Source organism: Shewanella eurypsychrophilus (genome assembly GCF_007004545.3).
Classification (GTDB): Bacteria; Pseudomonadota; Gammaproteobacteria; order Enterobacterales; family Shewanellaceae; genus Shewanella; species Shewanella eurypsychrophilus.
This window is the reverse complement of the sequence record NZ_CP045503.2, coordinates 3,273,131-3,292,090: the sequence shown is the minus strand read 5'-3', so window position 1 is coordinate 3,292,090 and position 18,960 is coordinate 3,273,131. Positions and strand designations below refer to the sequence as shown.

General features: G+C 42.5%; 17 protein-coding genes. 7 read left to right on the top strand and 10 right to left on the bottom strand.

All coding sequences use genetic code 11. From position 1 onward, the window contains the following. Positions 1 to 13: 13 nt before the first annotated feature. The gene (locus tag FM038_RS13915) at positions 14 to 1,492 is read left to right on the top strand and encodes a PepSY domain-containing protein (protein ID WP_142871089.1); all 1,479 of its coding nucleotides are present in this window, start codon (positions 14 to 16) and stop codon (positions 1,490 to 1,492) included. A gap of 47 nt (positions 1,493 to 1,539) precedes the next feature. On the opposite strand, the gene FM038_RS13910 is transcribed toward FM038_RS13915, so the two are convergent. Both FM038_RS13910 and ppsR read right to left on the bottom strand, forming a co-directional pair. Continuing rightward, positions 1,540 to 2,601 (bottom strand): 3-deoxy-7-phosphoheptulonate synthase, encoded by a 1,062-nt coding sequence (locus FM038_RS13910; RefSeq protein ID WP_142871088.1) that lies wholly within the window; start codon positions 2,599 to 2,601, stop codon positions 1,540 to 1,542. Positions 2,602 to 2,766: 165 nt separating this feature from the next. Then, a complete protein-coding gene (ppsR, locus tag FM038_RS13905; protein ID WP_142871087.1) occupies positions 2,767 to 3,579 on the bottom strand; it encodes a posphoenolpyruvate synthetase regulatory kinase/phosphorylase PpsR in 813 nt (270 codons plus the stop codon). A gap of 126 nt (positions 3,580 to 3,705) precedes the next feature. Between ppsR and ppsA the strand changes: the two genes are divergently transcribed. From ppsA to FM038_RS13880, 5 genes are all read left to right on the top strand, one after another. Next, positions 3,706 to 6,075 carry a phosphoenolpyruvate synthase gene (ppsA, locus tag FM038_RS13900; protein WP_142871086.1) on the top strand — a complete coding sequence of 790 codons (2,370 nt, stop codon included), beginning with the start codon at positions 3,706 to 3,708 and terminating at the stop codon, positions 6,073 to 6,075. Between the two features lie 117 nt (positions 6,076 to 6,192). Beyond that, the gene (gene ydiJ, locus FM038_RS13895) at positions 6,193 to 9,246 is read left to right on the top strand and encodes a D-2-hydroxyglutarate dehydrogenase YdiJ (protein ID WP_142871085.1); all 3,054 of its coding nucleotides are present in this window, start codon (positions 6,193 to 6,195) and stop codon (positions 9,244 to 9,246) included. Positions 9,247 to 9,327: 81 nt separating this feature from the next. Beyond that, entirely contained in the window at positions 9,328 to 9,840 is a 513-nt protein-coding gene (locus tag FM038_RS13890) for a DUF1285 domain-containing protein (protein ID WP_142871084.1), read from the top strand. A gap of 109 nt (positions 9,841 to 9,949) precedes the next feature. Next, positions 9,950 to 10,369, top strand: a complete 420-nt coding sequence (locus FM038_RS13885) for a MarR family winged helix-turn-helix transcriptional regulator (RefSeq protein WP_142871083.1) — start codon at positions 9,950 to 9,952, stop codon at positions 10,367 to 10,369. Positions 10,370 to 10,414: 45 nt separating this feature from the next. Continuing rightward, entirely contained in the window at positions 10,415 to 10,828 is a 414-nt protein-coding gene (locus tag FM038_RS13880; protein ID WP_142871082.1) for a PliI family lysozyme inhibitor of I-type lysozyme, read from the top strand. An 81-nt stretch (positions 10,829 to 10,909) separates the two neighbouring features. Here FM038_RS13880 and FM038_RS13875 read toward each other — a convergent pair whose 3' ends face one another. After that, positions 10,910 to 11,254 (bottom strand): hypothetical protein, encoded by a 345-nt coding sequence (locus FM038_RS13875; protein WP_142871081.1) that lies wholly within the window; start codon positions 11,252 to 11,254, stop codon positions 10,910 to 10,912. Between the two features lie 207 nt (positions 11,255 to 11,461). Then, positions 11,462 to 12,493, bottom strand: a complete 1,032-nt coding sequence (locus FM038_RS13870) for a Leu/Phe/Val dehydrogenase (RefSeq protein ID WP_142871080.1) — start codon at positions 12,491 to 12,493, stop codon at positions 11,462 to 11,464. A 254-nt stretch (positions 12,494 to 12,747) separates the two neighbouring features. Here FM038_RS13870 and FM038_RS13865 point away from each other — a divergent pair, with 254 nt between their 5' ends. Then, positions 12,748 to 13,191: a DUF4826 family protein gene (locus FM038_RS13865; RefSeq protein ID WP_142871079.1), complete on the top strand. Its 444-nt coding sequence runs from the start codon at positions 12,748 to 12,750 to the stop codon at positions 13,189 to 13,191. A gap of 155 nt (positions 13,192 to 13,346) precedes the next feature. On the opposite strand, the gene FM038_RS13860 is transcribed toward FM038_RS13865, so the two are convergent. From FM038_RS13860 to FM038_RS13835, 6 genes are all read right to left on the bottom strand, one after another. After that, the gene (locus tag FM038_RS13860; RefSeq protein ID WP_142871078.1) at positions 13,347 to 14,471 is read right to left on the bottom strand and encodes a ribosomal protein uL16 3-hydroxylase; all 1,125 of its coding nucleotides are present in this window, start codon (positions 14,469 to 14,471) and stop codon (positions 13,347 to 13,349) included. 86 nt (positions 14,472 to 14,557) lie between these two features. After that, a complete protein-coding gene (purB, locus tag FM038_RS13855; protein ID WP_142871077.1) occupies positions 14,558 to 15,928 on the bottom strand; it encodes an adenylosuccinate lyase in 1,371 nt (456 codons plus the stop codon). Between the two features lie 27 nt (positions 15,929 to 15,955). Further along, positions 15,956 to 16,570: a high frequency lysogenization protein HflD gene (gene hflD / locus FM038_RS13850; RefSeq protein WP_142871076.1), complete on the bottom strand. Its 615-nt coding sequence runs from the start codon at positions 16,568 to 16,570 to the stop codon at positions 15,956 to 15,958. A gap of 3 nt (positions 16,571 to 16,573) precedes the next feature. Further along, positions 16,574 to 17,692: a tRNA 2-thiouridine(34) synthase MnmA gene (gene mnmA / locus FM038_RS13845; protein ID WP_142871075.1), complete on the bottom strand. Its 1,119-nt coding sequence runs from the start codon at positions 17,690 to 17,692 to the stop codon at positions 16,574 to 16,576. A 137-nt stretch (positions 17,693 to 17,829) separates the two neighbouring features. Further along, positions 17,830 to 18,306: an NUDIX hydrolase gene (locus FM038_RS13840; protein ID WP_142871074.1), complete on the bottom strand. Its 477-nt coding sequence runs from the start codon at positions 18,304 to 18,306 to the stop codon at positions 17,830 to 17,832. A 35-nt stretch (positions 18,307 to 18,341) separates the two neighbouring features. After that, positions 18,342 to 18,959, bottom strand: coding sequence for an rRNA large subunit pseudouridine synthase E (locus FM038_RS13835; protein WP_142871118.1), 618 nt, complete (start codon positions 18,957 to 18,959; stop codon positions 18,342 to 18,344). Position 18,960: the final 1 nt, after the last annotated feature.

Genomic DNA, 18,960 nt, shown 5'->3' with positions numbered 1-18,960 from the left:
CAGTGAAAGTCTTATGTCAAAACTCCCCAGTACACTTCATAAATTATTGAGCCTAATTTTTATCCCTCTGTTACTTATTTTTGCTGTTAGTGGCATAGGACTCAATCACCCCAGCCTCATTCAGTCATTTTCAGTTCCGATAAACAGCTTACCAGCCAATTATCAATATGCTAACTGGAATCGAGGTGCTATCCAAGCGCTTGCAGAAGATGATAGTGGTCGGATCTATGCCGGTGGCAAGAGTGGATTAGGCTACTTTTTACAAGGGCAGTATCACAGGTTGGCTAATCCTTTGGCGACACATACTTGGCAGAATTTTGTCTATAGTCTGCATTTAAGTGGCAGGCAACTCTATGTTGGCAGTCGTGACGGTTTGTTTCGGTATTCAATCGACAGTCAAAAGTGGCACTACTATAAAGAGACAAGAGAACAGAGAATAGTCTCGATTATTAATGCACCACAAAATAGAGTCATTGCGGTCGCCAACCATCAGCTTTATACCGTTGAGGGAGATAAGAGCAATATTCTCAATGTTTCACTGAGTGAATCTAATCAAGCTGTGCCGCTGTTTCGATTTACTTTTGCGCTTCACAGTGGTGAAATTATTGGCCTTTCAGGCAGATTATTAATGGATACAGTGGCATTAGCCTTGATCTACTTTTGTTTGAGCGGCCTGTATTACTGGTTGTTCCCTAAAGCGACTAAGCGAAATTTACTGTCTCGAAGAAAAAAAATTCGTGGAGGGAAGCTCTTTAGGTTTCTGGCAAAGCACCATAACAGTTTGGGACTAATATTTATGCCGCTGTTGATCATTAGTGCGGCTACTGCAATTGTCATGCGTCCTCCAGGCTTGCTGTTGATTGTTTCAGCTAACTCTCCTGTCACTTTCTATTCCCAGCATGGAAATAGCCAGATCCCCTATAAAATAACCAAGGCTGCAATGGTTGGTGAGCAGTTAGTGTTACTGACTGGTGACGGTGTATTTAGTGGAGATGTTGTAGAGGGCAGCCTTTTTCAGCAAATCAAATCCTCAGTACCGATTCATGGTATGGGGGCTTCAATTTTTCAGCAAATTGATGAAGATAATCTATTAGTTGGATCTTTTAGTGGTTTGTATCGCTGGCAGGCAAAGAGTGATGAGTTTCAATCGTTAACACCAAGCGATCAAAGCGAAGGGCTAATGCCGGTTGCAGCGTATAGCACTTTAGATGAGCTTATCGTGTTTGACTATCATCAGGGAAAATTGTTTGATGAAAATAATCGACTAGCAGCAATGCCTGCTGAGGTTAATGAGTATGCAAGGATGTCACTGTGGAATTTTCTTTTTGAGCTACATAATCTAAGAATTGTTCAACACTATATTGGCCCGTTCTATCTCATTGTCTTGTTGCTAACCAGCCTAGGATTATTGGTTATCACCATCACAGGTAGCATTCAATATTTGAGAAAAAAAGCACGTGAAAGAAGAAGGGATAAGCGATTAGCTGAGTAAAGAGAGATGAAAAAAGGGCTTCAGTTATGAAGCCCTTTTTATATTAATTACGTGAGTTTATTTATTCTCATCCGAGATGCCTTAGCTAAATCCCGAAGTAGCTTTTCTGAGTCATCCCAATGTAAACAAGCATCGGTAATACTCTTGCCATAGACAAGCGGCTCGCCAGGGATCACTTTTTGATTACCTTCTTCGATGAAACTTTCAGCCATGATCCCGGCTATTGCAGTAGAACCTTGGCGCATCTGCTCTATAATGCTGTCTGCAACCACAAGCTGCTGTGCATGTTTCTTCTGGCTATTACCATGGCTAAAATCTACCACCATTCGATGTGATACACCGACGGTTTTTAACTGTTCTGCCGCTGAGTTAACATCTTCAGCGTGATAGTTAGGCTGTTTGCCGCCACGAAGGATGATGTGGCCATAAGGGTTTCCGCTCGTGCGGTAAACGGCCATGGCACCATCTTTATCCGGTGAATAGAAGATATGTGGCTCTTTAGCTGCTCTAACGGCATCGATGGCGATGTTGATATTACCATCAGTACCATTTTTAAAACCGACTGGGCATGATAACGCCGAGGCCATCTCGCGATGGATTTGACTTTCGGTGGTACGTGCACCCACAGCGCCCCAGGTGATGAGATCGGCAATATACTGACCGTTCACCATATCTAGAAACTCTGTTGCGATAGGCAACTTCAGCTCAGTGATCTGCTGTAATAGCTGGCGAGCTAGGCGTAAGCCTTTATTGGCATTGAAGCTACCATCTAGATCGGGATCTGAGATAAGGCCTTTCCAGCCTACGGTAGTGCGAGGTTTTTCGAAATAGACGCGCATGACGATACACAGATCATCTTTTAGCTCTTGATGTAAATCAGCTAAGCGCTTGGCATAATCGATAGCAGCTGTTGTGTCATGAATTGAGCAAGGACCGATAATGACCAACAACCTTTGGTCTTCACCAGTGAGAATTGCTTCAACTTCTCGTCTTTGTTGAACAAGATAATTAGCAGCATCTTGTGTTAAGGGGAACTCTGAAGCTAATTTAGCGGGAGAAATTGCCTTACATAATAGAGTGGTGCGTAGTTCGTCTGTTTTAATGGTCATTCACTATACCGAGCGTTTGTATGGGCATTTCGCCTGATTACATCGGATTATAACGAATAGTTTAAAGATGCACAGCGCCTAAACCATGAAAATTGTGGCTAATTTCATTACGCTGTGCAGATAGGTTGACAATAAGTGAATAATTAACCAGTTTTTTTGAATAACTTAGAACATATGACGTTTTAATCCAGTCACATCGAGTATTTTGGTTGAGATCTCTTCAACAGAGTGATTAGTGGTGTCCACAAAGGGAATACGTTCACGTTTGTACATCATCTCTACTTCTTTGACTTCTATACGGCATTGTCTTAAAGAGGAGTAGCGACTGTTCTCCATACGGCTCTGGCGTATCTCATGGAGGCGAACCGGATCGATAGTTAGACCGAATAGTTTTTTCTTATTACGTTTTAATGCATCTGGTAATTTAAGATTATCCATATCATCTTCGACGAAGGGGTAGTTGGCGGCTTTTATACCAAACTGCATCGAAAGGTAGAGACTGCTAGGGGTTTTTCCACATCGAGACACACCAAGAAGTACCAAATCAGCCTGATCGATATTCTTTAAGGTCTGACCGTCATCATTGTCCATCGTATAATTAATCGCATCGATACGCGCTTCATAGCCTTCATTTGCCTTACCATGAGTTCGATGAACCACTGGAGAAGCTTTCATTCCGAGCTGTTTTTCAAGTGGTGCTACAAAAGTGTTCAAAAAATCATAATCTATACCTTCGCTGCTATAGATAATGTCTCTAATTTCAGGTTTGACGATAGAATGGAATACTAGCGGGCGCTCACCTGTTGTAATAAAACAATCATCAATTTGTGCTTTAATTTTTTGTGCTTTTGCTTCTGTTTCAACGAACGGAATTGTAAGTGCGTCAAATTCAACAGGAAATTGAGATAGAACAGCATGGCCAAACACCTCTGCTGTGATGGCTGTCCCATCAGAAATATAAAATACTTTACGCAACATTTTGACCTCTTGTAGTAATAAAATTACAAATAAAATTATAGATTTACGCTTCCTGCGATGGAGTGTAAAATGCCGCTGCCCTCCTGTGAAGGGGCCACACTGAAATAAACTTGCGGAGATAGAACTGTGCAGCAATATGTACTCTGGTATCAAGAATTAGGCATGGGTGACGTCAACAAGGTAGGCGGTAAGAATGCTTCTCTTGGAGAGATGATTAGCAACTTAGCTAATGCAGGCGTTCAAGTGCCTGGCGGTTTTGCCACCACCTCTTACGCGTTCAATGAGTTTCTTGAACAAAGCGGACTGAACCAGAAGATATACGACATTCTAGATGTTTTAGATGTAGATGACGTGAACGCACTCGCTACAGCCGGTGCACAGATCAGACAATGGGTGATAGATACCCCATTCCACCCCGAATTTGAGCAGGCCGTAAGAGATTCTTACGACAAGCTTTCTTCTGAAACTAAGGATGCGTCTTTTGCCGTTCGCTCTTCAGCGACAGCAGAAGACATGCCCGATGCATCATTTGCCGGTCAGCAAGAAACCTTCCTTAACGTTAAAGGTTATGAAGCAGTTCTTGTAGCGATGAAGCATGTATTTGCGTCTTTGTTTAATGATCGCGCTATCTCTTACCGTGTTCACCAAGGTTACGATCATAAAGGTGTCGCATTATCTGCCGGTGTTCAGCGTATGGTTCGCTCTGACACGGCAGCGTCTGGTGTTATGTTCACTATGGACACTGAATCTGGTAACAATGATGTGGTATTTATTACTTCTTCATTCGGTCTAGGTGAAATGGTTGTTCAAGGTGCTGTAAATCCTGATGAGTTTTATGTGCATAAGCCAAGTTTGACTGCAGGCTATAAAGCGGTTGTTCGCCGTAATATTGGTAGCAAACTGATTCAGATGGTTTACTCAGACGATCTTGAACATGGTAAACAAGTTAAGATTGAAGATGTACCTACAGATTTGCGTCGTGAGTTCTCTATCAATGATGCAGAAGTCATGGAGCTTGCTAAGCAAGCCATGATCATCGAAAAGCACTACGGTCGTCCAATGGACATCGAATGGGCTAAAGATGGTAATGATGGCAAGCTTTATATCGTTCAAGCACGCCCAGAGACAGTACGTTCTCGTGAAGATGTGCAATTGATTGAACGTTACCATCTGAAGACTAAAAGCGATGTTATCTGTGAAGGTCGTGCTATTGGTCATAAAATTGGTAGCGGTGTTGCCAAAGTCTTGGCTTCTATCGAAGATATGGACCAGATTAAAGAAGGCGACGTACTCGTTACCGATATGACGGATCCCGATTGGGAACCCATCATGAAGCGTGCAAGCGCGATTGTGACTAACCGTGGTGGACGTACTTGTCACGCAGCAATTATTGCTCGTGAGTTAGGTGTTCCTGCAGTTGTTGGTTGTGGTGACGTGACTGAGCGCATTAAAAACGGACAAGAAGTCACAGTCTCTTGTGCCGAAGGCGATACAGGCTTCATCTACGATGGTATTCAAGATTTTGATGTGATTCGTTCACGCGTTGATTCTATGCCTGAATTACCGATGAAGATCATGATGAATGTCGGTAACCCAGATAGAGCATTTGATTTTGCGCGTCTTCCTAACGAAGGTGTTGGTCTTGCTCGCCTTGAGTTCATCATCAACCGCATGATTGGTATTCACCCGAAAGCCTTGCTTGAATTCAACGATCAAACTGCTGAGCTTCAGCAAGAGATCCATGAGATGATCGCGGGTTATGAATCACCTGTTGAATTCTATATTGCTCGTCTTGTTGAAGGTATGGCGACCATCGCATCAGCTTTTCATCCAAAGAAAGTGATTATTCGTATGTCTGACTTTAAGTCGAACGAATACGCTAACTTGGTGGGTGGTGACAGATATGAGCCTGAGGAAGAGAACCCAATGTTGGGCTTCCGTGGTGCAAGTCGTTATATCTCTGAATCTTTCCGTGATTGTTTTGCACTTGAGTGTGAAGCGATTAAACGTGTTCGTAATGATATGGGTCTGACTAACGTTGAGATTATGATCCCATTCGTACGTACTTTAGGTGAAGCCGAGCAAGTTATCGAGCTACTTAAAGAAGAGGGACTCGAGCGTGGTAAAGATGGTCTTCGCGTCATCATGATGTGTGAGCTTCCATCTAATGCACTACTTGCTGATCAGTTCCTTGAGCATTTCGATGGCTTCTCTATCGGTTCTAACGATTTAACTCAGCTAACTTTGGGTCTAGATCGTGATTCAGGCATCATTAGCCATCTATTCGATGAGCGTAATGAAGCTGTTAAGGCGTTACTTGCAATGGCCATTAAAGCGGCTAAAGCGAAAGGTGCTTATGTTGGAATTTGTGGTCAAGGACCGTCAGATCATGCAGATTTTGCAGCTTGGTTAGTTGAGCAGGGCATTGATACGGTATCACTAAATCCTGATACTGTTATCGATACTTGGTTATACCTAGGTAAAGAACACGGTTAATTATTCTTAAAATAGAATAAGCTAATCTTAAAAGCCGCTATATAGCGGCTTTTTTTTATGAAAAAATTTTATATAATGGTATTCATAATTACATAAATATAATAGACAGAAACATCTATGTTACCTATCGCTAAATTGCCTAAGCTATCCCATGAGCAGATGCTTGAGCCCGAATACCTTGCCTTTTTAACGGTGCTTAAACAAAGTGCGTTTAGCGGTGACATCGATAAACGTTACAGTGCACGCTTAGCTCAAGCGACGGATAATTCTGTATATCAATTTCTTCCCCAAGCGGTTATCTATCCCAAAAATCAACAAGATGTGGCTATAGCCCTCGAACTTGCTTGCCGTAAAGAGTTCACTAGCGTTGTTTTTAGTGCACGCGGAGGCGGGACAGGCACCAATGGTCAATCTCTGACTCATGGCCTCATTTTAGATTTGTCGCGTTACCTTAATCAGGTGATTGAGATTAATGCCGAGGAAGGTTGGGTAAGAGTCCAAGCGGGCGTGGTTAAAGATGCGCTCAATGACGCCTTAAGGCCACACGGTTTCTTTTTCAGTCCAGATCTCTCGACATCAAATCGTGCAACGATGGGCGGGATGGTCAATACCGACGCATCGGGTGCAGGCTCTTTGGTTTACGGTAAGACTTCCGATCATGTTCTCGGCTTATCCAGTGTGCTTTATGATGGCAGCATTCTGAATACTTATGCAATTAAGCGTGATGAGCTGAAAAATATCGAGTCAGTCACAGATAACAAACTTGGCCAACAAATAATCACCGCTGTGGCAAGTATGTGTCGTGATAATCGAGATCAAATCGAAACGCGTTTTCCAAAGCTTAATCGTTTCCTAACTGGTTATGATCTTAAAAATGTGTGGAATGATGAGCTCACAGAATTTAATTTATCACGAATTTTAACCGGTTCAGAAGGCACACTAGCTGTTATTACTGAAGCAAAACTGGACATCACCCCGCTGCCTAATGTCCGCATGATGGTGAATATTAAGTATGACTCCTTCGAGTCTGCACTGCGTCATGCGCCTGCTTTGGTTAACGCTGAGGCGACAGTGGTTGAAACCGTTGACTCCAAAGTACTCAATCTTGCTCAGCAAGATATCATCTGGCACTCAGTTTCAGCGCTGATTAAGGATGTGCCTGGCGGTCAGATTGATGGGCTCAATATGGTTGAGTTCGCTGGAGACAAGGATGATGTAGAAGCGCGGATAGAAGCACTGTGTAAAACACTGGATGAACAACTTAAGTCATCAAAGTTCGGTTTACTGGGTTATCAACTGACCAGTGATAAGCCTAGTATTAATATGATTTATGCTATGCGTAAGAAAGCGGTGGGCTTACTCGGTGCAACTAAAGGTCGACGTAAACCTATAGCTTTTGCAGAAGATACAGCGGTACCTCCAGAGAAGCTCGCTGACTTTATTATGGAGTTCAGAGCACTACTTGACAGTCATGAACTGCAATATGGCATGTTCGGTCATGTGGATGCAGGGGTCTTACATGTAAGACCCGCGCTGGATATGTGTGATATCAATGATGAGAAATTGCTTAAGCAAGTTTCAGATCAAGTTGCTGCTTTAACAATAAAATATGGCGGTTTGATGTGGGGTGAGCATGGAAAAGGAGTGCGTGGCGAATATGGCCCAGCCGTATTTGGCGAACACCTTTTTGGTTTACTCGAAGACGTTAAAGGGCTATTTGATCCGCACAACAAGCTCAATCCAGGCAAGCTGGTGGCACCAAGAGAAAAGGGGCCCTTGCGCTACAATGTCGATAGCCTGAAGCGAGGTAGCTTCGATAGACAAATTCCCGTCAATACCCGAGATGCGTTTCCCGATGTGATGAACTGTAATGGGAATGGGCTGTGTTTTAATTACAGTCATTATTCCCCTATGTGTCCCTCATTTAAGGCGACGGGAGACCGGGTTCAATCACCGAAGGGCCGAGCAGGTTTGATGAGAGAGTGGCTAAGGTTACTTGAAAATGAAGGTGTTGATGTCGTTGAGCTGGCAAAACAGAAACCATTGGGTTTGTTACAGCGTGCTCAGAATACATTAAAGATGAGTCGTGAATACGATTATTCCCATGAAGTGATGGAATCGTTAAAAGGCTGCTTGGCTTGTAAGGCTTGTGCTTCTCAATGTCCGGTAAAGGTCGATGTGCCAAAATTTAGGGCACAGTTTTTTAATATCTATTATCAGAGGTATTTACGTCCGGCAAAAGATTACTTAGTGGCAGGAATTGAAGAGTCACTGCCCTTAATGGCTATTGCGCCAAGGTTAACCAATGCGGTGGCTCAAAACAGTGTGAGTCAGTGGGTGATCAAGAAATCGCTTGGTTATGTAGATGCCCCCGCATTGTCTGTGCCCACCTTAAAACAGAAATTGGATGGTCATGCTTGTCGAGGCTATGATCTCGAGGCATTAGAGGCTATCAAAGAAGATGAACGCAATAACTATGTGTTAGTGGTACAAGACCCGTTTAATAGCTTCTATGAAGCCGATACGGTTTATCATTTCATCAAATTGATAGAAAAGATGGGTCTTAAGCCCGTGTTATTGCCCTATAAGCCGAATGGTAAGCCAATTCACATTAAAGGCTTCTTAGATAAATTTGCCAAAACGGCACAATCATCAGCAGATTTTTTAACTAAGGTACATGCGCTTAATATGCCTATGGTGGGCGTGGATCCAGCGATGGTCCTTTGTTACCGTGATGAATACCGTCAGGTTCTTGGTGATAATCGAGGCGAGTTTGAAGTCAAATTGGCCAATGAGTGGTTGCTTGAAGCAATAAAGACTCTGCCAGTCTCAGATCTACAAATTGATAAAAGCTTTACTTGGTTTAGTCACTGTACCGAGTCAACCGCCAAACCCAATACCGCCAATGAATGGAAGACTATCTTTTCTCATTTCGGTGCGACATTAACAACGGTCAGTTTAGGTTGTTGTGGCATGGCGGGAACCTACGGCCATGAACTTGAGAATAAACCAAGATCGAAAGCCCTTTATGATATGTCTTGGGAGCAAGCTATGAAGACCTTACCCCATGAGCAAGTATTGGTTTCTGGGTATTCTTGTCGCAGTCAGGTAAAACGTTTCGGGGGCTTTAAGCCTAAACATCCGGTGCAGGCTCTGTTGAGTATGTTGTAATTTATGTAGATTTTTATCGACTTGAGTATTAGATTAAAAGCTAGGGTATCCTAGCTTTTTTTGTGGCTATAACGGAATCAAATGATCAAGAGAACTGAACAGAAACCATCAGAGAGTGCTGACAGTAGTCATATTAAAAATGATCGGACAGAGCGCATCGATAGTGCATTGAAACATCTTAGCCCTGATACTCCGCTATGCGTAGAAACGTGTTTATTTACGATAGATAACCAAGGGCAATGGTTTTATCAAAGTGAACCTTTACCCACTAAGTTTGCGCGTTTGTTTAGCTCGATACTTCACTGCATTGATGAAGAACACTTTCTCATTACACCGGTTGAAAAATTGACAGTATCGGTAACATCGACTCCTCTATTGATTGTTGATTATCAGCAAGTAACCTCTGAGCAATTTACTGTGACCACGAGCTTAGAAACTCAATTTGAATTGACTGGATTTTCTTCATTTCTCCTAGATGAAGAAGGTGTCTATATAGACTTGCCTAGAGGACTGCGGGCAAAGCTTGGTAGAGCTTGCTACTATCGATTCGTAGAAGAATATCTTGTTGGCGGCGAATCTAATCAAGACAATTGAGTCTAAGTTATTAATATGTATACAGTTAGTAATTAATTTAGAGTATCGCTAGTTTCTTATCGGCTTAGTGGTAATATTAGAATAGGGACTGAAAAGTAGGAGGTGCTAATTGAAACATTATGAAAGTCTTAGTTACTTGGTATCTCATTTAAATGTTGATCTGCAAAATGCATTGGATCAAAAGCTTAAAAGGTACCAACTAGATATCAAATTATGGCCGGTTCTTTTTGCTTTATGGCAAGAGGAAGGGGTTTCCCAAACTGAATTATCAAAACGCTGTGACGTGGCTCATTATACCATGACCCGCTTGCTTGATCAGTTGCAGTCACAAGGGTTTATTCACCGTCATCAAGAAGCTGATAATCGGCGTGCATTTCAAATATTTTTAACCGATACAGGCAAGGCATTAGAGCAAGATTTGGTGCGGGAAGCTGAAAGGGTTAATGAACATTTCCTCGCAAACTTATCGATAGATGAACAAGCATCTTTTGTCGTTTTACTTAACAAAATTAATCGATTTCCCATCTAATTCGTTAAGATTGTCCTTTTCTACCTCAATAGAGTGTTAATTTATATGTTTAAGTCGATCTCCATTCTACTCGTTGCTGTTCTCCTTACTGCCTGCTCAATCAATATAGATAAAACCAAGGATAGTGGGGGCCAGAAACCTAGTAGCCCGAATCAAACCTCTGCTATTTACCTCGAGAAGTTCAAACTGGCTTCCGGTTATACCTTAGTGGTCGCTGAGGGACCGTTAGAGCCGAGATCGATAGGCAGTATTACAGTAAGGCTTTATCGAGATTTAATGGTAGGAGACTTTGTCACAGCGATATCCTTTTCCCGTGATGGTACTGTACTCAAATCGCTTTTGATTGAAAATGGCAATGACAAACAGAAACTCTCGATAACGACTGTCACCGCAGGCAGTGGCAATTATCAAACTAATCAATTTATCTGTATTCAAGATGATAAAATGATGTTGTGCTAATCGGCTGATTTTCAGTGCTTGCTAGCGATTAACCTATACAGATTTGTTTAGCCGTTAGTGATTAAGTTGTCGTTAAAGGGCCTAGTTTAGCAAGAGTAAAAGCAAGCTAGAAAGTGTGGTGAATACCACTAAGTTCTGCAATAGCTTGCGGCTTTGGCTGAGGCTTTCTTTTCCTTGATTAATGCTAGTGATCAGGTTATTACTTTTATAAATACGACATATCACCTGTTTAGAGGTGGGATCAATAAGTAATTGAAACCGACAGGGTTTCCCATCTTTCAAGTGAACATTATGTTCACTTCTTTGGCCAAAGTTGAGCTTTCTTGATACGCGTTCACCATTGACAAAGACCTGCTCTAACCCACACCAGTTACTGGCTTGTAGCACAACTTCATCCTGATTAAAATCATACTTGAAAGTGATCATATTGCTTTCCTTGGCTAGCTTTGAGGCTCTAAGTCAAGCAGACAAATATGACATTTTCCAGTATGAAAAGATTAAATTTTTGTGGCTAAATTCTATCTATTTGCCAGCATTAGGAAATTATTTTTTTATACAAAAAATGGGACGAAAATAAATTCCGTCCCATTGACTATTCTCTAAAATGGAAGTGGTCTTAGTAATAACCGTCAGCTATTTAGCTGCCTCAATGATAGTGCGGGCCATCTCATCTGCAACAGAAGCTGTAGTACGGTCTTGCTCATCAGCCTGAGTAAAAATACTCATCAATGTGTGGTAGATCTCTTCAACTTTTTTCGTCGATAAAGTCGCATCGTAGTCTTTTTCAAAAGAGACGTTAATAATGCCGCCTGCATTGATCACATAATCTGGCGCATACAAGATCCCTAGCGCTTTAAGTTTTTCACCGTGGCGGTCTTCAGCTAACTGATTATTAGCGCAACCTGCAACAATACTGGCTTTAAGCAATGGAATAGTTGTATCGTTAACGGTTGCGCCAAGAGCACAAGGGGCGTAGATATCGACATCTTGATGATAGATATCTTGGGGAGCAACAACAATAGCACCAAATTCATTGGCAACTTTATCCAGCGAAGCTTGATGAATATCGGTTACGATTAGCTCGACGCCTTCTTCATGCAGATGTCGGCATAGGTAATAACCAACATGTCCAACACCCTGAACCGAAATCTTAAGCCCTTTTAGACTGTCGACACCAAGTCTGTGTTTAGCGGCAGCTTTTATTCCTAAATAAGTCCCTAAGGCAGTAAAAGGAGAGGGATCACCACTTTTACCCTCAAGACCAGCCATATAAGGAGTTTCTTGATGAGCGATCATGATATCAGTGGTTGAAACACCCACATCTTCAGCCGAGTAATATTTACCACCTAATTGATCTATACATCGACCAAATGCGCGGAAGAGTGCTTCACGGTCTTTCAGCTTAGGATCTGCGATGATCACAGACTTACCGCCGCCCATCGTTAGGCCTGCAAGTGCATTTTTATAGGTCATGCCGCGCGATAATCGGAGCACATCATTGAGCGCTTCGTCGTCAGACTCATAGTTCCACATTCTACAACCACCAACAGCGGGTCCTAGATTGGTATTATGAATAGCTATAATCGCTTTTAAGCCACTTTCTTTGTCCTGACAAAATACGATCTGTTCATGTTCGTCAAAAGAGATATGATTGAATACAGCCACGTACTGTTCTCCGCTGTGGAATTTAAACACCAGACCTAATAAAGAGTTAATCTGGCGGCTTGTTATATTTATTGCAGAACGATAGCATTTAGGGATACTCTCAATAAAGCAAAGATTCGGAATAAATGTGATCGGTGTGGCAATTTAGCTTTCCACTTTACGTTAACGTAAAGTTGCTGGTGTGATTATTGTTCGATCTGGTTAGATGATAAATCCAGTCAAGAAGTTTAAAAATAATAAGATAGGGATCAAGTATGACGGAACAAGCAGTCGATCAAACTCAAGAACTAGATGCAGCAAGCCAAGAAGAGCTTAGGCAAGAGTGGATCAGAGAACATTTTCAAAAGGCGAATAAATTCTTGGCTGAAAAAGGGATCATTCCTAGCAAGGTCATTGCCGATGAAAGCCGTTACCTTGCGCCTTATGTTGCTGTTTGGAAGATGGAGTCAAAACAGCCAAAGAAACAAACATTTTGGGTCATGTCTGGCGATCTGCCATCAGACTATGTTGATGTTAAAGTTGCTACGACGGCACGTGATGCACTGCGTCATTTTTCTATGATGTGGCAGCTTAAAGCTGAAAACTTACAAAAGAGTGGTGCAACTAAAGAGCCAACCCAAGCTAAATTTGCTCAACTATTAGTCTCTCGTGCAGAAAGCCTTTACCAGATCCATAATGATGAAAAGCTTTGGGGTTAACCTCTAATAAGCAAATATTGGATATCACTTGAGTTGATTTTTTTGTTTAAACCCTTGGTTGTAACAACGGTGTTTTAAACAAGAGGAAATTAAAATGGCACCTTGGGTGCCATTTTTGATCTTATACCAATTGGTATTCCTATTTTAAGCATTGATTAAGCTAAATAGTAATAGCCCTTGTTAAGGAACTTGAGCACTAATTCACCTAAGGCATGATGGTTTATGCAAGTGGTGACAGTGTCTTGAGATAAGGTGAACTGTGAAGCGATATGTGCTAAATCTTGTTCATCGGCATCGATGTCAAAGACCTCTCCATTAACGAACAGTCGTGATTCACTATCTTCTTCAAGCATGATGATTTTTAAGCCGCCAATACGCGCGATTTCAGCCCCTTCTTCAATGGCCTGCTTAAGATCTTCTAGACTGAGGCTTTGTTCTGGCTCGCAGAGATCGAGTTCGAAGCGGCTTTGACTTAACATTTGACCCAGCATCTGTTGGTAGTGTTTCGGCTGCTTAATCAAGGATGAAATAAGCTCGACAAGGCCGACTTGATGCTCCTTTGAAAGACATGCAGCTATCTCGGGTTCATTATGTGAGATAAAGCGTTTAGTGCCAGTATTGGTATCGAGTAGATGATCGGCAAGACTGCTCATTAGTTCTTGCTGACTCGGTGATCTAAAGCCAATCGAGTAACTGAGGGCTGTAGTGATGGTTTCGCCGCGATGAGGGTAGCCAGGTGGGATATAAAGCATATCGCCTTTCTCTAAAATGACATCAATGATAGGTTCAAAGTCATCAATAAGTGCAGTATGAGTATCACCACCGCGTGGCGCATAGTTGCCTTTATCACCCACTTTCCAGCGTCTTGTTCCTTCGCCTTGCAGTAAGAACACATCGTAGTTATCTATATGTGGACCCACACCACCACCTGGAGTGGCGAAAGACACCATCAAGTCATCAAATCGCCAGTCAGGAATAAATCTGAAAGCCTCAACTAAAGGTACAGAATCTTCAAACCAATGATTGACGGCCTGGACTAATAGCTGCCAGTTATCCTCGCCATATGCATCATAACTATGGATTGGTCCTTGGATGATATCCCAGTCTTTTTCTTTAGTAATGATGATACGAGAAGAGACCTCTTCTTCACAGGCGAGCCCTGCGAGTTCATCCGCGCTGATAGGATCAACGAAGTTGGTAAATGCATTTTTAATGACAACTGGTGTTTGCTGCCAATGCTTGGCTAAAAATTCGTTGGTATTTAGATTGAGTGTATACATAGCTACTTATTATTTAGGTCATAAAAAAGGCGGTAAGTGTAAGCTTACCGCCTTTGGTGTAATTTGTCTTATAGACGATTAAAGCGCTACTTTAGCTCGTCAACAAACGTTTCTGCACGGCCAATATAGTTGGCTGGTGTCATTTTTTTAAGCTCGATTTTAACACTTTCGGGCAATTCAAGACCGTCGATGAAAACGGCAAGCTGCTCGCCATCGATACGCTTACCACGAGTAAGCTCTTTAAGCTTCTCATAGGGCTTCTCGATACCGTAACGGCGCATAACCGTTTGTACAGGCTCAGCCAATACTTCCCAGTTCTTATCAAGCTCAGCACGAAGCTGTGTTTCGTTAACCTCAAGCTTGCTGATCCCTTTTAGGGTAGATTGGTATGCAATTAATGCATGAGCGATACCCACACCTAAGTTACGCAGGACTGTTGAGTCAGTAAGATCGCGTTGCCATCTAGAAACGGGCAGTTTAGCGGCTAAATGCTGCATCAATGCGTTAGCAATACCTAAGTTACCTTCCGAGTTTTCGAAATCGATAGGGTTAACTTTATGTGGCATGGTTGAAGAACCAATTTCACCCGCTATGGTTCTCTGCTTGAAATGACCGAGTGCAACATAGCCCCAGATATCACGATCGAAATCGATCAAAATGGTGTTGAAACGTGCCACAGCATCAAACAGCTCTGCGATGTAATCGTGAGGTTCAATTTGAGTGGTGTACGGGTTCCAGTTAAGCCCAAGGCTGGTCACAAAACGTTCTGAAAGCGTATGCCAATCAACTTCTGGGTAAGCAGAAAGGTGCGCGTTGTAGTTACCAACAGCACCGTTGAGCTTACCCATGATTTCAACAGCATTGATCTGCTTAAGCTGGCGTTCTAAGCGAACGACAACGTTAGCCATCTCTTTACCTAAAGTTGAAGGTGAGGCTGGTTGACCATGAGTACGCGACATTAACGGTACAGAGCGATTGTCAGTAGCCAGCTTCTTAATAGCTGTAATGATCTTCTCACAGTACGGTGTTAATACTTGATCACGGGCTTCACTAAGCATTAGACCATGTGACAGGTTGTTGATATCTTCTGAAGTACAGGCAAAATGCACGAACTCATCGATGGCAACAAGTTCTGCATTACTCGCGATCTGTTCTTTGATGAAGTACTCAACCGCTTTCACATCATGATTAGTGGTTGCTTCAATCGCTTTGACTCGAAGTGCATCTTTTTCACTAAAATCATCTTTAATTTGGTCCAGAAGGGCTAATGCCGTCTCGCTGAACGGTGGAACTTCAACAATTTCTGGGCAGCTAGAAAGCAGCTTTAACCAGTTTATTTCGACTTGAACACGGTACTTGGTCAGGCCGTACTCGCTGAAAATCCCTCTTAATGAGGCGGTTTTACTACCATAACGACCGTCTACGGGAGAGATAGCAGTTAGTGCGGAAAGTTCCATTAGAAGCTCCTTAATGAACTTGTCTTATTATAGGGTGAGGCTTTTATTAGCGGTATCAACTATTGTTTTTCTGGCGAAGACAAGGTGTCTACGCTTGCCTCCTAATTGGCGCCATAATACTGCGCTGCGCATAGCAGCGAGGAGTAAGGCACGAATTTTTTGTTGAACTTGAGATTGTTTCAGAAACTCAGGATTACCAGATACTTGAATCTTGGGTCCTAATGTACTGATTATATCGCCGTATATACCGGCAAAATTGGCTATGACTTGTTCATCAGTAATAGCAAAATGGTGTAATTGGCGATGAACTTGATTGATTCGCTCAGCTAAGATCCCCATGGCATTTCCCCGAGATAATTTACGCTCGAGGGCAAGTATGCCAATTAGGTATCGAGTGGTCTCAACATCTTTTTCTTTACCATCGCCAAGTTGATTCACGATAAGCTGATAGCCCTTATTCAGCGCGACTTTATCGGCATAGACTTCAGAGGTTGAATCTGGATTTGTTACCAGTATCGTGTTGAGACTGGCTGCCAGACTATCGGTATCAGAGCTTCCATGTCTGGCAATATGTTGTACCTGCGCGATAGCTTGCAAAATGCCTGCAAATGCCATTGTGCGCTCAAAGAGTTGCTCGTTCACAATTTATTCTCGGATTAGTGAATCGATAATGCCGCCACCTAAACAGGTTTCAGCATCATAAAAAACAGCAGATTGCCCCGGGGTGACAGCGGCAACGGGCTCATCAAATAGCACCTTGATTCTATTTTCGCCTTCATAGATCAGAGTACATTTTACATCTTGTTGGCGGTATCGTGTTTTTACTGTGAGCCTAACATCATCACTGGGACCTTTTCTATCGACCCAATGGAGTTGGTCCGCGTAGAACCCGATCGACATAAGACGCGGATGTGTACCGCCTTGACCGACAACTAATACATTTCTGTCCATCTCTTTGTCGACGACGTACCACGGATCGTCATTACTATTTTTCATGCCCCCGATGCCAAGCCCTTTACGCTGGCCAAGCGTGTGGTACATCAGACCTTGATGAGTACCAATGACTTCACCTTCAGATGTCTCTATATTACCTGGCTGTGCTGGTAAGAAAGTACTCAGAAAGTCGGTAAACTTACGCTCGCCGATAAAGCAGATCCCTGTGCTATCTTTCTTATCATGGGTAATTAAGCCCATCTCTTTGGCTATCTCTCTCACTTCACTTTTTTCAAGTTCACCGACAGGAAACAAAGAGCGTGCAATTTGTTCATGGCTCAATGTGTAAAGAAAGTAGCTCTGGTCTTTATTGCCGTCGACACCACGCAGCATCTTGCTTTGACCTGTTGCATCGCTACGACGCACATAATGGCCCATAGCGATATAATCAGCATCTAAGATCTCATCAGCAAATTCTAGGAAAGCTTTGAATTTAATTTCTTTATTACAGATGATATCTGGGTTGGGAGTTCTGCCAGCCTTATATTCAGCTAAAAAGTACTCGAATACGTTGTCCCAATATTCAGCGGCAAAATTGACGGTATGAAGTTTGATTCCTAATTTGTCACAGACAGCTTGAGCATCTTTAAGATCTGTTGCTGCAGCACAATATTCGTCGGTGTCATCTTCTTCCCAGTTTTTCATGAAAAGACCTTCGACTTGATAACCTTGCTTTTGCAACAGGTAAGCCGAAACGGATGAGTCAACACCGCCGGACATGCCGACAATGACTTTTTTGTTAGTAATAGCAGTGGGTTCGATTGATGCCATAGATCCTAAAACCGTTGAATGTGTTTCATTTAGTTGATTTTATTAAATATAAGTTATAAGGCGGTACTAAGTTTAATTCCAGTTAACCGACTTGCAGTCATATACAAAATAAGTCACTTTTTCGGGGGCATATTCTATCATGCATTATGCTTTGGGGCTAACATGAGGTGTTCACTATTAAGCAGTTCTAGCGGATAGTGAGTTTTGTTGAGAAAATCTTCTAAACAAGAGAGGACTAAAGGGCTTCTTAGCTGGTTAGACAGGGCTGAGATTTCATCATAACTGAGCCAATGAGTCGCTTTGATAACCGGATCTTTGGGACGGGCTATTTCACAATGTTTAACAGTCACATAAAAAGTGAATCTTAAGAATGTGAGTGTGTCGCTGGCTGAAAATTGATAGATCCCAGTTAAACCTTGTGGCGTTATCGAAAGACCCGTTTCTTCGAGCACTTCACGCTGACAGGCAGCAACCATACTTTCTCCCAATTCCAGGTGACCAGCAGGTTGGTTAAATCGTTCTTCACCATCAATTAGCTCTTCCACAATAAGAAACTTACCTTGAGACTCTATGATACAAACTACCGTTACGTTGGGTTTATAGCGTTCGGTCATGGACAGTACCTTGGAAAAGTGAGCGAATGAATCAGTTAGTTTTTAATTTTCATATCTAAAATGCGATATTGGCCACTGTCTATATCATCGAGACTCCACTGACCTATTTTATAACGAATTAATCTTAAGGTTGGAAAACCGATGTGAGCGGTCATACGTCTAACCTGCCTGTTGCGACCTTCACAGATCTGTATTTCGAGCCAAGTTGTGGGAATATTTTTACGTTCACGAATGGGTGGCTCGCGATCCCATACCTGAGGCTCTGAGATAACAGAGACTTTTGCCGGGAGTGTCATGCCATCTTTAAGTGCAACGCCATCTCGTAGCGCCTGTAGTTCATCTTCACTCGGGGCACCTTCAACTTGTACCCAGTAAGTTTTAAAGGTCTTCTTTTTGGGCTCTGTGATTTTAGACTGTAATTTACCGTCATTCGTCAGCAGCAATAGGCCTTCGCTGTCTCTGTCTAATCGGCCCGCAGCATACACATCTTTGACGTTAATATAGTCTTTTAATGTTGTACGACCTTGCTCATCGGTAAATTGACATAAGACGTCGAAAGGCTTGTTAAACAGGACGATGACAGGGTCGGTCACCGCTGGTTTAGCACGTGTGGGTTTATTGTTTTTGCTGTGGTTAAATTTCGGTTTGTTCATT

Excerpts from the sequence above, each read along its gene's own strand:
- FM038_RS13915 (WP_142871089.1), top strand. The coding sequence starts at position 14 with ATGTCAAAACTCCCCAGTACACTTCATAAATTATTGAGCCTAATTTTT.
- FM038_RS13910 (WP_142871088.1), bottom strand. The coding sequence starts at position 2,601 with ATGACCATTAAAACAGACGAACTACGCACCACTCTATTATGTAAGGCA.
- ppsR (WP_142871087.1), bottom strand. The coding sequence starts at position 3,579 with ATGTTGCGTAAAGTATTTTATATTTCTGATGGGACAGCCATCACAGCA.
- ydiJ (WP_142871085.1), top strand. The coding sequence starts at position 6,193 with ATGTTACCTATCGCTAAATTGCCTAAGCTATCCCATGAGCAGATGCTT.
- FM038_RS13890 (WP_142871084.1), top strand. The coding sequence starts at position 9,328 with ATGATCAAGAGAACTGAACAGAAACCATCAGAGAGTGCTGACAGTAGT.
- FM038_RS13880 (WP_142871082.1), top strand. The coding sequence starts at position 10,415 with ATGTTTAAGTCGATCTCCATTCTACTCGTTGCTGTTCTCCTTACTGCC.
- FM038_RS13875 (WP_142871081.1), bottom strand. The coding sequence starts at position 11,254 with ATGATCACTTTCAAGTATGATTTTAATCAGGATGAAGTTGTGCTACAA.
- FM038_RS13865 (WP_142871079.1), top strand. The coding sequence starts at position 12,748 with ATGACGGAACAAGCAGTCGATCAAACTCAAGAACTAGATGCAGCAAGC.
- FM038_RS13860 (WP_142871078.1), bottom strand. The coding sequence starts at position 14,471 with ATGTATACACTCAATCTAAATACCAACGAATTTTTAGCCAAGCATTGG.
- purB (WP_142871077.1), bottom strand. The coding sequence starts at position 15,928 with ATGGAACTTTCCGCACTAACTGCTATCTCTCCCGTAGACGGTCGTTAT.
- mnmA (WP_142871075.1), bottom strand. The coding sequence starts at position 17,692 with ATGGCATCAATCGAACCCACTGCTATTACTAACAAAAAAGTCATTGTC.
- FM038_RS13840 (WP_142871074.1), bottom strand. The coding sequence starts at position 18,306 with ATGACCGAACGCTATAAACCCAACGTAACGGTAGTTTGTATCATAGAG.
- FM038_RS13835 (WP_142871118.1), bottom strand. The coding sequence starts at position 18,959 with ATGAACAAACCGAAATTTAACCACAGCAAAAACAATAAACCCACACGT.